Here is a 14,498-nt window from a genome sequence, read left to right on the forward strand (position 1 = left end):
AGGAACTGATCGACGCGGAAATGGCCGAGTTCATTGACGTGGGCCGGGTCTGCTGGATGACGAGGTGGCGCCTGATCATTTAGCACGCCCGACTCAACCCGCGTCACACCTTGATAGCTCTGTCGGGGTCGAGCACGAGCAACTGTCGGAGGCCTTCGCCAGACTGTGTGCCAACGGCACGGCCACGATATGGTTCCGATCAACGGCGGAGGGGGACGCGATGACCGAGTTGAGGCCACAGAACTCTCTAGATGCGCTCGAGGTCCTTCACTCGCGTCTCGACGCTCACTTCAGCGAGTTGAAACAGCGGAGGCAGGCGTTCTCCACCGAAGCCCCTGTGTTCGCTCTCGAGCACGGGCTTTCCCTGACCGATATCGATGCGCTGAACGCAAGCGTGCGGTTCGCGGTCACCCACGGATTCAGCGCCCTGTACTGGCGGAAAAACTGGCTGCCCTTCGTTGTCTACGCGGCAGAGTCCGGCTACGACTACGAGGGCAGCGAATTCTGGCCGAGCTTCGAGCAAGCCACACCGGGCTGGGCGGTCCACGGCGATCGGGACCGTATCCGGACGATGTTCCGGAGGTTCGGCACCGATTACGGTGGAGCTATCCCCACCGGCGGCTTCGCACAGAACTTCCCGATCATCGCTTGGCCGATTACGCACGCCGTTCTACCGGTGTATCTGCAGCGTCACCTCGCTCAGCTGCTTTACGAGTTCCGCATGGGCTTGACCACCGAACTGCTCCGGCAGCCGGAAGACCTTGGCAAGCGTTTGTCAGCTCGCGCCTGGGGCTACACCGAGCGGTTCCGCATCTTCTGCTCAAATACGTCACTACTCGGGCATGTCGCGGCGGCGCTGCTCTCCGGTGAGGACGAAGAATCGCCTTACCTGCTGCACTCGACGCTGCTGCGGCTGGTCGAGGGGCTGGAGCAGGAGCGCCAGTCCAAGTTCTGGTTGCAGGGAGCCCGAAACGCTGCGAGTCGAGTCCGCGCCCAAGGATTTCAACCTGGAGCCTCCTGCACCGGAGCAGGCACTCAGCGGGACCGACTACCGAACCCGACAGACCCGCGCCTCGTCCTGCGGGGTAGCGATACGGGCTGGCGGGCATACGCCCAGTTGCCAGATCTCCGCAGTTTGAGCCGCCGACTGACCCACGTCTACGACGAACTGCGTACCCGACGTGCGCGCGTAGCAGGCGCCGAAGACATCGTCTTGGCTCGTGGCCGTCTCGTGACGCCAGGCCAGCAGGTCCGGCTAACTCATTGGCCCGACCCCGAGACATCATTTATCGAGCTTGAGGACGGCAGTAGCGATGTCAACGCCTTGCTTCGCGACCAGGTGGAAATCTCTCGTGGTCCGGTCTGGTTGTTTAAGCGGCGGGCACCTGGCCTGGCTGTCGAGGTCAAGAGCAAAGTGGTCCGCCCCGACAACACCTACTACCTCGTCCACGCTGAGGGCTGGGTAGGTGAGGGCGCTCCTGGACTGGATCCGATCAAGCTTGACGTAGCCGGAGCAGCGGCAAGTCGACTAGTCGTGCCCGAGCAACTCACTGCCGCAGAGTCCAATGCCCTCCTAGCTGCCGGGCTGAGTGTGGTCACCAACGTGGCGATTCGTCCAGTCGGAATCGTGGCAAGTTCGTGGGACGGTGAAGGAGCTGTCGAGTGGATTGCTGGTGAGCCGGGTCTGATCGGCATCCACGCCGAGCAAGTTCCGGCGGGCGGCGCTCTGAGTCTGGACGGCGAGCGATACAACCTTGAGTGGCCCGAGGGCAGCAGCGAACTCTACTTAACCCTGGACGATCTCTCGGTGGGCGACCACGAGTTGCGCGTCACGTTGACCGGCGTCGCCCAGCAAACCTTGGCCGAGGGATCGCTGCTGGTGACGATTCGCGACCCCCAGGTGCGCCGCGACGCTGCCGAGGTCGGCGAGGGAATCCGGTTGCTGGCATCGCCGGCCCGCCCCAATATGAGCGAGATTTGGGCACCTGGAGCGGTCACGATCGCGGGGCCTGATGGCCTGCGAGTCGACCTAGCCATATCGCTCCGAGGTGAGGCCGACCGGGAGCTAACCAAGATCTCGCATCCCATCACCTTGCCGCTTCTCGACTCCGATTGGATCGGCGTCGCCAAGAAAGTCCGCGACGACAGCCGCTTCACCGGGAACTTCGATCAGGCCGAGTCGCTGGAGCTGACGGTGTCTAGCGCAGGGGTCGGCCAAGCCACACTTCGGGCAGATCGCGGCTTCCAGCCCCTGCGGTGGCAGCTACTTCGGGAACGAGAGCAGACCCGTGCCCACCTCATCGATAGGACCGACAGCCCCGGCACACGGGTGCTCTTGTACCGGTTCGAAACACCGGTGGCCCTCGAAGAACTCGACCCGAACTCCGACGTAGTTGCTCCGGCGACTGGCGGTCTCCTGACCGCGAAAGGTGGAGAGGGGATCGACGCTTCCGCCACCATCCTGCTCCCGACACGACCGAACGACCTGCTGGGAATTCGTGTTAGGCCGAACGTCCCGACCGGACCGCGGACTCCGGGGGAACTCCTTCGACTGGTGTTTCACTACCGGCGGTGGGCAGAGGCCGACCTGCCCGGTGACATCTTCGCCCAGCACCATCGGGACGCCGTACTCGAAGCCATCACCCGTGCGCTGGTTTCTCTAGCGTGTGGAAACCGCTGGGCAGCCCTTGAGAATAGACTCGCCAACTCGAACGATCCCCTCGGTCTGATCGACGAGGTGCAGGCTCTCGTTGGAGACAGCGATGATCACACGCGTCTGGCGAAGAAGATCGGACGCAGCCTCTACGCATGGCAAGACCCGGCCTCCCTCTTGACGGGATTTGACGAGGTCATCCAGGGGTCATTGCGAGCCAATGGGGTAATAGGGCATGACTCGGCTCCGCGATTTCTTCTGTCGCTTGCGGGGCGCCCCAGCCAAGTGCTGTCCTGGCAGGAAGTCGAGCGAGGCTATCTGATGCAGCAAGTCATCGCTTCACCAGCGCTGCTGCGTGCCGCCAGATTCGCCGTCGTCGGTACCCGGCTAATGGGTGAAGCCGAGCTAGCGGCTAGGGGGTTCTGATGGGTATCGCCACACGCACCGTAGACGAGGTCGCCATGATCTCGGTCCGAGCCTTAGGCCTGGACGAGGAGTGCTTCGGCCTGGACTACCCGGAGGCGGTTGCCGCTTCGGTGCGACGTGCCGCATCCTTCCTATGCCCGACGACGCCGCGAGCCTTGACGGATGCCGTGCTCGAGGCGTTGACTCCGGTGCTGCCAGAGCCGCCAACCCGCGATGACCTTATGGCCTTGATCGATCAATTAGTCTCAGGAGGCGACCTGCTGGAGATGGCCGATGCCACTTCAGATCGCAAGATTCGCCTGCTGTACCTTGGGCCACCAAGCTTTGTGCCGAAGTCAGCTAACCGCTTTCTCCTGACAGGCATTCGCCCGCACGGAGCAGCGCTGGTTCCGGCCGATGTTGCCGTCAAGGCGGAGGCTCACATTCGGGCGGTTTTGCTCGACGGCGATGACGCGGAAGGCAGACTTCGGGCGGCCGGGCTGCACAAGATCAGTGTTCAACACTGGATCGGCCAGCCCGCAATCGTGGCGGCCCAAGACTTCATCGACCAGTTCCGGCAGCGCCTCGCCAACTCACCGGCAGCTGGGTTCGTCGACGGGCTGACCATCATCAACCCCGGATCTCGGCCGACCTACTACAAGGGACGCTGGCGCGCGCCGGCATCAGGAGACAACGGCGACTACGTCGGGCGGCGCCCGCAGGCGTACGGCGCCGACCGTTGGTGCGTTGTTCGGCTGGTCGACGGGGCACCGGAGAAGTTGCTCGACCTACCACTAGACAACGCTGTGTCTCCTGCGCGTGATGACGCCTGGCGCTTGCAGGCGGCCATCGACGCGGCCCGCCACACGCCGCTTGGCTATCGGGTCCAGCCGATTCCAGGCACGACGCCGATTACCGAGTACATCGTCGACTTCTTCTCGCCGCTGCCCAGTTGGGTAGAGCGGTACCTTGAACTGGCCGGAATCTCCGTGGATAGGTCCCGCGGCGCCTTGTTCTCGTACCGGATTCCGGCATCTGCACTCGCAGAACTCCAGTCAGTGGTGACCGGGACTCTGTGGATGACGACTACCCAGGGGGACAACCAGTGACTGCAGAAGCACCAACCATCGCCGAGACGATCACCAAGATTCAGTCCGCTCTTCGCGATTACATCGAAGCGACCTATCACATCGGCCATCCGACGCTCATCGAGCAGCGCCGCGAGATTCTCGACCAGGAAGGCGTCATCTCTCAAGCGCCGTTTATCGAGAGCACACCTCGCTACCAGACCGGCCGCCGCTTCTCAGACTTGGAGCTCGATCCGTCCGCCCAGAAACTCTTCGCGTCGATAGCCAGCAACGTAGGCGGATCGCGACTGCTCTACGACCCGCCCTATACACATCAGGCCAAAGCACTCGAATGGACTATGCGAGATGGTCTGAGCCTGGCGGTGACCACTGGCACTGGTTCGGGCAAGACCGAGTCCTTCCTTTTGCCAATGCTGGCGAAGCTGGCTCGGGAGGCGGCCAACAGCCCGCAATCCTTTGCACGTCCAGCAGTCAGGGCATTGGTCCTCTATCCGATGAATGCGCTGGTCAACGACCAACTGGGTCGTCTCAGGCTGCTGCTGGGCGACAATCGGGTCACCAACCAGTTCCAGTCGTGGGCAGGACGCCCGGCTCGCTTCGCCCGCTACACCAGCCGCACGCTCTACCCGGGGGTCCGCAAGACGGAGCGCGACCAGACACGCCTCAAGTCAGTCGAGGACTTCTACATCGACCTGCTGGACCGTCAGGACGATCCAAATGCTCGTCACCATGAAGCTGCGTCCAAGCTGGTTGGTCAATTGAGACAGCGCGGCAAGTGGCCTGCCAAGCCCGATCTCCGCACTTGGTACGGGACCAAGGGAAGCCGATGGAAGAACAGCTCTGGTGAATTCGTCCGGGCGATCGTGCAGCCCGACGATTCGGAGCTGCTCACGCGGCATGAGGTTCTCGCGGCCCCGCCGGACGTCCTGATCACCAACTATTCGATGCTCGAATACATGCTGATGCGTCCGCTGGAACGACCGGTGTTTGACGCCACCCGCGCGTGGTTGGCGGACAACCCGAACGAGAAGTTCCTGCTGATCGTCGACGAGGCACACCTCTACCGCGGTGCCGCTGGCGCTGAGGTTGCTCTACTCCTGCGTCGGCTTCGAGCCCGGCTGGGCGTTCCAGCCGACAGACTCCAGGTCATTGCCACAAGCGCGAGCTTCAACGATCAGGCCTACGCCAGTGCCTTCGCCGCGCAGCTTTCTGGCAAAGATCCCGCGGAGTTCCGGACCGTCACCGGAGAACTGAACCTGCGATCGACTGCGGCACCGGGGACGATGAGCGACGCGAGCCTCCTGGCAGGACTACCGCTCGACGACTTCTACGACGGCAATACTGACCCCGAAAGGGTTGCGGCCGTGCAGGAGTTGCTAGACGCCCGCTGCATCTCGGCCAGCCCGGACGACGGGGTCGGTGTTCTGCTGCACCGGGCGTTGTCGGACTACGAGCCGATGGGTCTGCTGGTCAACGAAACTATGCAGGAAGCCCAGCCCGTCGGTGAGCTCGGCGGCAAGATCTTCCCGGATGCCGATCGCGAGACCGCAGATCGAGCCGTCACGGCGCTGGTAGCACTCGGCAGTGTAGCCAGACTTAGCGCCGATGATGCTGGTCTGCTGCCCTGTCGCGTTCACGCCTTTTATCGAGGGTTGCCCGGCCTGTGGGCGTGCGCTGATGCCGACTGCACTGCTGTCGACCGCGACACCGCGGGACCGGTCGGGAAACTCTACGGACAGCCGCGGGAGACGTGTGAGTGCGGGGCGCGGGTGTTCGAGCTCTACACCTGCAGGCACTGTGGGTCGGCCTACCTGCGTGCCTACACAGACGACCCGGCCAGCCCGAAGTCGCTTTGGCATGAACCAGGCAATAGCTTCCAGACCGCCACAGGTCTGGTACCGCAGCTGCAACCGCTCGATCTTTTGGTCGAAGAACCCGACCCCGATCAAGCTGCCGAGATCGCCGATCTGGATCTCATCACTGGGCGGCTCAACCCGGTCAAGCTCGGGTCACGCACTCGAAGCGTCTATCTGCCGGGCAAGCGGAACGGCGAGGTGGTCGATACCGACGATGACGACGAGGACGACGGAGATAGCAAGACCACTGGCAGCGGAGAATTCAAGCCATGCGGAGTTTGTCGCAAGCTGGCTGGATTCGGGCGTTCCTCGGTCCAGGATCACCAGACAAAGGGCGACCAGCCCTTCCAGGCCCTGATCGCCCGGCAGATTGAGGTCCAACCTCCTTCCAGCCCCTACAGCGACTTCGCACCACTTCGCGGACGCAAGGTGCTGGCGTTTTCGGACTCTCGCCAGGTGGCGGCTCGACTTGCTCCGAATTTGCAAAGCTACGCTTTGCGGGACGTTATCCGACCACTGGTCATCCGCGGTTGGGGCGAAATCGCCAGGTTGCCCGGCATGGACAAGCAGATCGGCCTGCACCAGTTGGTGCTGGCGACTCTGGTCGGTGCCAAGAAGCTCAAAGTCCGGCTTAGGCCGGAGCTTCGCCAGGGTGAGTCGATGGCCGTCCTACGGGACGTCGGTCGATTGATCGATGCCGGAGCGCTGTCAGGCGACATTGCGGCACAGATGGAACTGGTGTCGCTGGCGGTATACCCGCCCGAGTCGTTAATGAAGGCGATCTACTCCACGCTGATCGACCGCTACTACGGCATAGCAGCGCTGGGTTTGGCGTCGCTTCGCGAGCGGGAGACCGACAGGGCTGGGCTCTTGGCGGATCTTACGAATCTGCCAGGCGTTGCCGACACCGATGAGAAAAAGCTCGCTCTAGTCCGAGTCTGGCTGGCTCAGTGGGCCACGCCGAGCTACGGCATCTGGTTTCCGAACATGACGATGGACTGGCGGGGGAAGAAAGAAGGCGTCCGACCTCACGCAGGCAAGTTCCGGCCGTTCGAGCGTTGGCTTGACTCGTCGATCCTCGTCAGGCAGTTCAACAAGGAGTGGCTGCCGGTTCTTCAGCAGCGGTTCTGCGAGGTGGCCGGCGGTAACAAACACTACTTGTTGGCCGGCAAAGTCGCGCTGGAGCTCGAAGGCGAGTGGGGCTACTGCGAACGCTGCCGTTTCACCCAGCGGCCGTTCCCAGGATCGTCCAAGTGCGTCAGCTGTGGTGATGACCAGGTGCAAGTCATTGACCCGGACAGCGATCCGGTGTTTAGCGCCCGTAAAGGCTATTACCGAGCCAGCACGGTGCGCGCGCTGCGGGATAACCCCGAAACGCCAATGAGCATCATCGCGGCCGAGCACACCGCACAGCTGAACGCGGCCCAGTCCGAGGCCGTGTTCTCCAAGGCGGAGGAGCACGAGCTGCTGTTCCAGGACATTGACATTGAATTGCCGAATGCCGGCGCCCAGGAGCGGGCAGCCATCGACGTACTGTCCTGCACTACGACGATGGAGGTCGGCATCGACATCGGTGCGTTGTCCGGGGTTGCCCTTCGCAACATGCCACCGTCCCGAGCGAACTACCAACAGCGAGCTGGTCGGGCCGGACGCCGCGGCAATGCCGTCGCAACCGTCGTGGCATTCGGAAGCTCCGATACACATGACGACCACTACTTCCGCGAGCCGGCCGAGATGATCCGGGGCAAGGTCGTCGACCCGGTCCTAACGATGGACAACGACGAAATCGCCAAACGGCATGTCATCGCATACCTATTGCAGCGATACCACCAGGACAAGCTGCCCACCTTCGACCCCGATACTCAGAAGTCGCAGCTCTTCGAAGTGCTTGGCACAGTGCCGGAGTTTGTGGGCACCGCGTCGCTGCTCAACCGAACCGACCTAGAAAAGTGGCTCAACCAGAACGAGGCGTCGCTCCGGGCGGATATCGACGATTGGTTGCCCTCAGAGCTTCCGTCCGCAAGCCGTCAGCAGGTTCTGGATGGCATCGTCTCGAACACGTTGGTTGCGATCGACAGTGCTCTTGATCTGACAGATGCAGGGACGCTGCCCCCTCCAGAGGCCGGCGACTCGATGCCCGAAGCTGAGGAAGCGGAAGCCGAAGGCCCGGCAGAGGACGGAGCCGAGGAGCCCAGTCCGATGCGAAGCCAGACCAATCTGCTAGACCGACTGCTTTACAAGGGCGTGCTGCCGAGATACGCCTTCCCGACCGATGTAGCAACCTTTCACGTTTTCGACGTTGACCGCTCCGAACCCTTCCGAGTTGCCTACCGCTACGCGCCTAGCCAGGGACTTCCCGTCGCCCTCAGCCAGTACGCCCCCGGCAAGGACGTGTGGATTGACAACAAAGAGTGGCACTCCGGGGCGATCTACTCGCCGGTCAAAGCGGAGCGGTACAAGGCATGGCAAGAGCACAAGCTCTACTTCGAATGCCGAGTCTGCCACTACGCCAAGTATTACGACCAGGAGGAAGCGCACCCTGGTGAGATCCGCGAGTGCGAAGCCTGCGGCACCGAAGGTTCGTTTGGAGAGGCGATGGCCTGGATGCGTCCGCCAGGATTCGCGCACCCGGCCGACGAGACCGAGGGAACTAGCCCTGATGACGCCCCGGCCCGTAGCTATGCCACTCGCGCCAAGCTGGTCGCTCCAGGACCAGATGACGAGTCGGCTTGGGATGAGGTGACCGACCGAATCCGACAGACCTATCACCGCGAGACATTGATCGTCACCAACACCGGTCCCGGCAACGAGGGCTACACCTACTGCTTCAAGTGCGGCAAGATCGAGCCGACCGCTCTCCCCACAGGAACGGTAGTGGGGCAGCACAAGAAGCCATTCCCAGACCCGAACGAGCAGGACTGTTCTGGGAACTCGGCGTGGCGGGGTCTGGCACTGGGGACGGACTTCATTACTGATGTTCTACTGGTCCGGCTAAAGGTGGCTTCGCCAGTTCGTTTGGCTCCGCAGTTCTTGTCGACACAGGTGGCGCTTCGCACTATCGCCGAGGCTATGACCATCGCCGCGACTCAACTGCTCGACATCGAGGCGACCGAGCTCCAGGCGGAGTTCCGTCCGGCTCTCACGCCAGGCGGAGCTGCTGGGCTGGAGGCTGAGATCTACCTCTACGACACTTTGGCTGGTGGCGCGGGATTCACCCGTCGCGTCGAGGAACTAGGCATTCAGGTTCTGGAGGAGACCCTCAAGCGCTTGGAGAACTGCCCTGCCGCTTGCGACCAGTCCTGTTATCGATGCATCCGCAGCTTCCGCAACCGCTTCGAGCATGGACTCCTAGACCGCAAGGTTGGGGCAGGTCTGCTGCGGTACCTCCTGTATGGCACCGCCCCGACGCTCGACGAATCGCGACTGGAGTTGTCAATCGGACGGCTCTACGGCGACCTCAAGGGACGCGGCATTTCAGGGGTCGAGTTCGAGCGGGACGTCGAGGTCAGTATCCCCGGCATTGGCACAGTGACCGCGCCGATTCTGGCGACGAAGGGCGACCGGAGGTTCATCTTCGGAGTGCACAGCCCGCTGACGCCGCATTTAGCTTCCGATGACTTGCTAAACGATGCTAAGGAGAACCAGGCGGTTATTCCGGTCCGACTGGTCGATGACATCGAGATCTCACGGAGCTTGCCAAATGCCAGCCTTGCCGTTGAGAAGATTCTGCTTTGACGGAATCGCCGCGCACCTTCGCTACCGGCATCGCTTCCAGCCGAGCGATGTTGGCAGCCCAGCCCGCCCGCTGGAGTTACTCGACGCTGGAAGAAGCAACGGCTTGTCCGCTGCGGTACTGCCTGCAGCGAGCAACCTACCCGGATCTGGGGGACCACAAGGGCTACCCGTCGTTGCCATCGGTTTCGGCGTTGTTCGGCAACGTCGTGCACGGGGTCTTGGAAACTGTAGTCAAGGCGATGGCTGAAGCGGGCGTGGAGTCGCCGCAGGCCGAATCAGCAGCCAACGTAATCCGCGATCTCGGTGGATTCACGTCGGTAGTTGAGAGGGAGGTCGCTAGGCAGCTCGCTCCGCTGAAGGACAATATGCGCCTGTCCAAAGATCGCCAGCGCCGGATTGCAATCGACCTAGAAGCCCAGGTCGCCGATGCTCGGGCACAGGTACAGACGTACCTCAGTCGCACGAGGTTCGTGCCCGGTGCACGGCGTGCTACCTTCAGCTCCGGCAATGTTGAGCCGCGAGCGATTGTGCGCCGCGAACTCGGAGAGGGATCACACGCAGAGGTTGAGCTGGTCGCAGAGCGCCAGCGGCTGTATGGGCGGGTTGATCTGCTGACGCTCTCACGCGATCAGATCAACATCATCGACTACAAGACTGGCGGCGAGTCTGACGGCCACGCGGACCAATTGCGGCTCTATGCCTGGCTTTGGGGAGCAGACGACAAAGTCAATCCGCGAGGACGGGACGTCACCAGTCTCACTGCGGCCTACCGCGACCACGATGTGACTGTCGGCGTTCCGGATCCGGACCAACTGATCGCGCTGTCCCATGAGTTCGCTACCAAGATCGCCGATGCAGACAGGGAGATTGCCTCGGGCGACCCCGTCGCGAAGCCTAGTCAGAAGAACTGCCGCCACTGCGCGGTACGTCACCTTTGCGCCAGCTACTGGATCACTATCGCTCCGAAACTTTCCCACGTCGGGCAAGGGGAGTTTTTCGACTACGAGGGTGTGATTGGCGAGCAGAACGGACAGCGCAGCTGGTGGCTCCTAAACGACGCTGGTCACCCTGACCTGTTACTTCGTACCAGCACATCTACGCCACCGTTCGCGTCGGGAGAACGTTTCCGTTTCCTGGGACTGCGTCGTGATACCGACCCGCAGGTGGCCTGGTCAATCGGGTCTCTGACCGTGGCGACTGAGGCGTTTCGGGTCGAGTCGGCTTAGGAACTGTCGGCGGAGAAGAACATCGATTCCGTGGGAGTGGTGTCGGTCTCATCGGTCGGCAAGGGGACGCGAGCTCCGTGGCTGATCGGGCGAACTAGCCGGTGGCGACGCATGCTCTCAAGCACAGCAGGCTGGACTGCCCGTCGCTGCCCCCACCGTTCGAACCACCAAACGCCAACGGATGTCTCATCCGCTTGCTCCGGATCCAAAAGGTACTCAGGAGCAGGATCAATCCCGAGCGAGTAATCACGGAGGTTCTCAACCAGCTTGATGCCATAGACGATCCGTTCCCGGCCATGCTTCAGCAACTCGCTACTCGGCCACCCAAGGGCAGCCAAGCCGAGACGTACCTTTCGTAGACGCGGGCTGACACCTTCGCCGAACACGCTGTTGACCCGGACGACCGCGCCCTTGACTCGGGACAACCGAACCAACGCATCGACCGTCTCGTCAGTGAAGTGCGACGTTCCGAAGGAGCGGGATCGGCCGAGTTCGGTGAAGCTGATCCATTTATCGTTCGGTCCCCCCATTACGGCGGCCGGCCAACGGAGCCGGTTGTACTGGCTGGAGCCGCTGCCATATAGCGAGGTGGTGCTGATGAAGGAGAGTCGCGACTCGCGTTCGATCGGCCGACCGGCCATCGAAGAAGCGATGTCGCTCGGCCGGGAGTATTTGGCGCGATAGGCAGCGATGACCTTGGGGGATACGGCCAGGGCGCCGACCAACTTGCCTGCGGCCAGAGCGTTGTATGGAGCGACAGCGCCGCAGACGGTTAGGTCGGCAATCACAGTGCCGACTCGTTCGCCACGTGCTCGGCGAATCAAGCGGCGGAGTTGCACTTTCGCTTTGGTGTCACTCAGCGCTTGGCAGAGGCCATCTGCTGCCGGCTTCGGCGAGAAGAATGGCCGGAGGGTACGGGAGGCCTCAAGCGTGTCAGCCAGCATTGCTGCACGCTTACTGCGGAACAGGTGGGAGGTGGCCCGCTGGACCCAGGGATCCTGTTCTATCTGCCGCACTTCACTGAGTGGAGTCCGATGGTGTTTCTGGCGGTGACGCTCGGCATCAGCCCGGAGCATGGCGATCGCCTCGTTGGTCGGGTGATGCAGATCGGTCGGCTGAAGAACGTTGTCGGCTAGAAGATCCTCAAGGTAGATCTCCCCAAGCTGCGCGTCGATTCTGCCAGCGAGCCACGCGGCGATCTCATCAGAAGGAGCCTTACGAACCTCTTCAAGGAACGTGTCGGTGCCCCAGCCGATCCATTCGTCGCGCTCAGCGATTTGAACGACCGGGCTGGAGATCGCTGCCAACCCGATGACCGCATGGTGTGGCGTGGCCGCATCGCGTATCAAGATTGGCATAGAGCGCCCGGGCACCGTGGAGTAGGCGTTCGACCACGTGTGCCGGAAGTACCGCCAGATATCGTGCAGAAGATAGCCGGTGCGCTCACACCTACTTCCATCGACGATCTGGATGTAGGGGCGGATCACCGAACCGGGGTCCGGTGCCGTCGTTAATGAGTCCGCGAGTTCACGACCGTCACGCATCAAGTTGAAGACAGTGACCAGTTTGCCCTTGAACTCGCGGGGCTTCTCCATGCCCTCAACGAAGCGACGGACGCTGGCTTTTCTGAGCTGAGGATCGCGGCGAAGGTGCTCCTGGCGACGAACTCGGGCCTTCTCAACCACCGGATCCGCGTTCGAGGGCGGCGGAGCGAGGAGTGGGCCATGCTTGTACGCGGTTGAGAGAGTCCAGCCTTGCTCTACAAGGTCGATGAGGGTGTTGGCGGCTGCCGCCAAGGTCGGCTTGTTGTACAGGTCTCCCAAACCAGCCTCGGCGAACCACAAGTTGCGGTCAATGGCGTCAGCAGGATCGAGACTCGCGGTCGCCAGTGCTGTACAGAGACGGAGGAAGGCAACACGCTCTGCTTTCGGCGTGCCGGTTGGGAGCGAGATGTTGAGGAACGTCGAATCATCTGCTGCGGTCATGACTTGGCCAGCATTCGCCCATACGTCGCACCCCAGGTCTGGAGTAGTTCCTGGCGCTCCCGCGTAGTGACATCCATGGATGCAATTGATCGGGCGAAGGAAAGCAACATGAGTTCCAGGGCAGTTCGCACGGGGGTACCAGACTCTCCCAGTTCCTGGAGCGGGCGGTAGAGCGCGCTGAATGCGGGATGGTCGGTGTTCAAGGTGACGTCGATGCGGCGCTGCTTCAGCGTCAATTCAAACATCGACTCTCCCGTTAGTTGGTCAGCTCCCAGGCGGTAGCTCAGAGCACCGGTCGCGCGCCCTGCGGTGCGGATCACCGGCAAATCGGCGTCAGCCGCGCCCGCGATGCGACAGGATCCTTGGACGGCCGCCTCGAATTTTACCTCCTCGAATGCCTGACGAACACGAGCGTTGAGGATGCGGGCGATCGATTCAAGCTCGGGTTCTAGTGCCTCTCGCAAGGCGGCTGAGGGGCGAACACCCTGCTTGTTGATCGTGATCCCGAAGTCCTCATCAAGTGCAGGATCGAACTCAATCTCGCATCGCCACCAGTCGTCGTAGTTTTCTTTCCGCTTGCCGCCCATGAGGTACCACCCACTGGCGATCTCTCGCCCCGCTCGCAGGATCGAAACCCCGCCGTGACCGACGACTCCTACCCGCCGCTTCGTAGCGTTGTCGAGGTGATGCCAACGAGCAACTGGGAGCATTGCGAACGTAACAGTGACGCAACTCGTCTCACCGGTGGCGGTGGAGATCTCGTATCGCAGCGGGTCAAACGCGAGGCGAGCGGAGTGACCGCTAACCGTCGTGTTGAGTAGCAATGGGTCAACCGGGTCGACCTCATGTCCGTTGATCCGCATGGTCGTGCCACGATCAAGGAACTTGCGAAACATTCGGCCGAGGTCTCGGTGGAGCGCACGTTCCAGCCACGCCAGACGTCGGTACTCGATCCGGTCGCACTCATTCCACGTGACGCGGCACCCAGATGGCGCGACGCCTCCGTGCCCGTCAACCGCCGACAAGGATGCCTCTTCGCCCTGCGCCACCGCATCAACATCCAGGTGAACCGCGCGCGCCGGGGTGCCCGGTCGCCAGGTTGCCACCTCGATATGTCGAGCCTGGCTTAGCGACGCAGCGGGCAGCCCCATGCCGAACCGCCCGAACGAAGAACGCGAGTCGAAACGAGATGACCCACCAAATCGCAGGCAGGTGATCAGTTCCTCGTCCGACATGCCACGACCGTCGTCCTCAACACTGATCCACGGCAGCGCATCTGGTCCAGATCGACCGATTGCGATGTCGATGACAGCGGCATTCGCTTGGATTGAGTTGTCTACGAGTTCCGCGAGCGCCGTGGAAAGGCTGACGTAGCCCGACTCGCGGATTGCGCGGATGAAGTTGGCTGGCACCAGCAAGTCGACTGTGCTGCCCTGTTTGCGGCCCATTTCGGCTCCCTATGCTGGCGAAAGTCCTAGGTCTAGGGTAGCTCGCCGCACACACCTCGGGCGAGCGCATTCCCACGAGAATCGCAACAACATGGCTCGATC

General features: G+C 62.3%; 6 protein-coding genes. 4 read left to right on the top strand and 2 right to left on the bottom strand.

Annotated features, from left to right (window positions below; all coding sequences use genetic code 11):
* The first annotated feature begins 220 nt into the window (after positions 1 to 220).
* From L687_RS22960 to L687_RS22975, 4 genes are read left to right on the top strand one after another with little or no spacing between them, the layout of a single operon-like run.
* Positions 221 to 3,079, top strand: coding sequence for a hypothetical protein (locus L687_RS22960; RefSeq protein ID WP_021198130.1), 2,859 nt, complete (start codon positions 221 to 223; stop codon positions 3,077 to 3,079).
* Positions 3,079 to 4,167 carry a hypothetical protein gene (locus tag L687_RS22965; protein ID WP_021198131.1) on the top strand — a complete coding sequence of 363 codons (1,089 nt, stop codon included), beginning with the start codon at positions 3,079 to 3,081 and terminating at the stop codon, positions 4,165 to 4,167. Before L687_RS22960 ends, L687_RS22965 begins: the two co-directional genes overlap by 1 nt.
* The gene (locus L687_RS22970; protein WP_021198132.1) at positions 4,164 to 9,737 is read left to right on the top strand and encodes a DEAD/DEAH box helicase; all 5,574 of its coding nucleotides are present in this window, start codon (positions 4,164 to 4,166) and stop codon (positions 9,735 to 9,737) included. The genes L687_RS22965 and L687_RS22970 overlap by 4 nt, the downstream gene beginning before the upstream one ends.
* A complete protein-coding gene (locus L687_RS22975) occupies positions 9,734 to 10,963 on the top strand; it encodes a RecB family exonuclease (RefSeq protein ID WP_152525832.1) in 1,230 nt (409 codons plus the stop codon). Before L687_RS22970 ends, L687_RS22975 begins: the two co-directional genes overlap by 4 nt.
* On the opposite strand, the gene L687_RS22980 is transcribed toward L687_RS22975, so the two are convergent.
* Together L687_RS22980 and L687_RS22985 are read right to left on the bottom strand one after the other, a co-directional pair.
* On the bottom strand, positions 10,960 to 12,948 hold the full coding sequence (locus tag L687_RS22980) for a Druantia anti-phage system protein DruA (RefSeq protein WP_021198134.1): 1,989 nt from the start codon (positions 12,946 to 12,948) through the stop codon (positions 10,960 to 10,962). The two genes, L687_RS22975 and L687_RS22980, sit on opposite strands and share 4 nt — an antisense overlap.
* Positions 12,945 to 14,396 (bottom strand): ATP-binding protein, encoded by a 1,452-nt coding sequence (locus tag L687_RS22985; protein ID WP_021198135.1) that lies wholly within the window; start codon positions 14,394 to 14,396, stop codon positions 12,945 to 12,947. The genes L687_RS22980 and L687_RS22985 overlap by 4 nt, the downstream gene beginning before the upstream one ends.
* Positions 14,397 to 14,498 lie beyond the last annotated feature (102 nt).

Origin of the sequence: Microbacterium maritypicum MF109 (assembly GCF_000455825.1) — a bacterium.
Classification (GTDB): Bacteria; Actinomycetota; Actinomycetes; order Actinomycetales; family Microbacteriaceae; genus Microbacterium; species Microbacterium maritypicum_A.

Bases quoted from the DNA above. Each gene is read 5' to 3' on its own strand.
- L687_RS22980 (WP_021198134.1), bottom strand. From the start codon at position 12,948: ATGACCGCAGCAGATGATTCGACGTTCCTCAACATCTCGCTCCCAACC.
- L687_RS22985 (WP_021198135.1), bottom strand. From the start codon at position 14,396: ATGGGCCGCAAACAGGGCAGCACAGTCGACTTGCTGGTGCCAGCCAAC.
- L687_RS22960 (WP_021198130.1), top strand. From the start codon at position 221: ATGACCGAGTTGAGGCCACAGAACTCTCTAGATGCGCTCGAGGTCCTT.
- L687_RS22965 (WP_021198131.1), top strand. From the start codon at position 3,079: ATGGGTATCGCCACACGCACCGTAGACGAGGTCGCCATGATCTCGGTC.